Source organism: Cryobacterium sp. MLB-32, from assembly GCF_000738085.1.
Classification (GTDB): domain Bacteria; phylum Actinomycetota; class Actinomycetes; order Actinomycetales; family Microbacteriaceae; genus Cryobacterium.
This window is the reverse complement of sequence record NZ_JPRS01000622.1, coordinates 1-1583: the sequence shown is the minus strand read 5'-3', so window position 1 is coordinate 1583 and position 1583 is coordinate 1. Positions and strand designations below refer to the sequence as shown.

Sequence of the window (1583 nt, the reverse complement as noted above, 5' to 3'; positions counted from 1 at the left end):
TGGTGGTTGGTACGCGGCAGCCGCAAGCAGTGCGTCGAGCGAGATTCCTTCTCCGTCTTTGCGCTGGTTCTCAGTCACAGCGGTCCTCCCTTCTCTCTTACTTTGGTCATGATTAATTTTCGGGCCCGTTTGAGGACCTGGCTGACTCTCGCCTGAGTGATGCCGAGTTTGTCAGCGACATCACGCTGGCGGTGCTGGTCCCACAGACACTGTTGTGCGATTGTTCGATCCGGTTCTGGCAGCGCGTCCCGCTCCTCTTCGGCGATCTCAATCGCCTTTGCGAGGTCGATGCCTGACAGAAGGTCGTCGACCTCAAATTGTTCGGAAGGCACGGTATCCAAATCGAAGTCAGACCTGTTCCGATGCCGCGACGGTGCCGATCGAACATGGTCTATGGACCGCCGCTTTGTCATAGTCACGAGGAAGGCTTGCCAATTCCTCACGTCGGATGGGGGCTTTCGCAAGAGCTCCTCAGCTATGTCGGACAGGACGTCCATGACATCGTCCTCAAGGCCAGCATCCCAAAGAACCGCGTACGCGACTTTATAGAGAACCGTCCTGTGCTGCAGGTACGCTGTGGCGGTTTCACCCGATACTCCCGTCACTGAATCTTCACCGAATTCTATATTTGGGTACATCTAGAAAGTCCCTCATCTAGTAGTCGGTGACGAGGGGGCACGTATAAGGAGGAAGTGCGCCATTCTGGACGGCAACCCGCCATATGCGTCACCCCGGATGCTTTACGTGTCGGGGTTGGGCGGTTCGGGACAGCTGCAGCTGTTCAGCGGCCTGCGGAAATCTCACTACTCGAGCCGGACAACGGTTGTTTGTGAAGCGCCATTTCGAAAAGTGACGGAGCACTCAAACGTCGACCGTAGTCGGGCGCCGAACGAGTTTTCAGAATCGACGACGCCTTGGACGACCCAAGGGTTGCCGCCCGCGGCACTGGAGTTGAAGTCGGCGGAGGCCGGCGATTTCAGATTCTGTGCCACTGCTTCCTCGCAGGCGTATATGGCCGCAATGTCGCTGTTCCCCCGGTCCGGATCCGCTTGAACTTGGGTGTTGTAGTAGCCCAGAACACCGGCGATGACAAGCAAGAAGGGCATTGCGATCATTGATTTCGCGAACCATGAAAGTGGCTGTCTTTGCGATACATGGGGAGGGGGCGATACGACCCGAACGTAGTTAGCTGCACCGCTCCACGTGTACCACCGGTACAGCATGGCGTCGTCAGCGAGCACGCTCAATGCTTGTTCTTCGGTGAGAGAGATCCCCATTCTCTGCCGAGAAACTGTTCCAGAAAACTGGTCACGAAACTCATCCTGCGTCATTCGACTGGCCCCCCGTGCTTCCATTGACGTCGTCAAGAGGTTAGCAGCGACGGTTCGCTTGTGATGTGCACCGGAATCCGGCGTCGCCAGGCTTGTGCAAAGAGTCAATCGCCGCAAGTGGTTGGCCCAGCCGGCGACCAAGCGAGCAGGAGCCTCTGACCCTCAAGATATGAGAACGTGGAGCGCACGATCGCATCGTAGCCAAAGGCGGCGTCCGGTCGGATAGCGCTACGAACGGTGCGCCCCGACAAA

Annotated in this window: 2 protein-coding genes; both read right to left on the bottom strand. The window is 57.5% G+C overall.

The window, feature by feature from the left end:
* Positions 1-74: 74 nt before the first annotated feature.
* On the bottom strand, positions 75-638 hold the full coding sequence (locus tag JF66_RS20420) for an RNA polymerase sigma factor (RefSeq protein WP_081882536.1): 564 nt from the start codon (positions 636-638) through the stop codon (positions 75-77).
* Positions 639-803: 165 nt separating this feature from the next.
* Positions 804-1331, bottom strand: a complete 528-nt coding sequence (locus JF66_RS22040) for a hypothetical protein (RefSeq protein WP_051973796.1) — start codon at positions 1329-1331, stop codon at positions 804-806.
* Positions 1332-1583 lie beyond the last annotated feature (252 nt).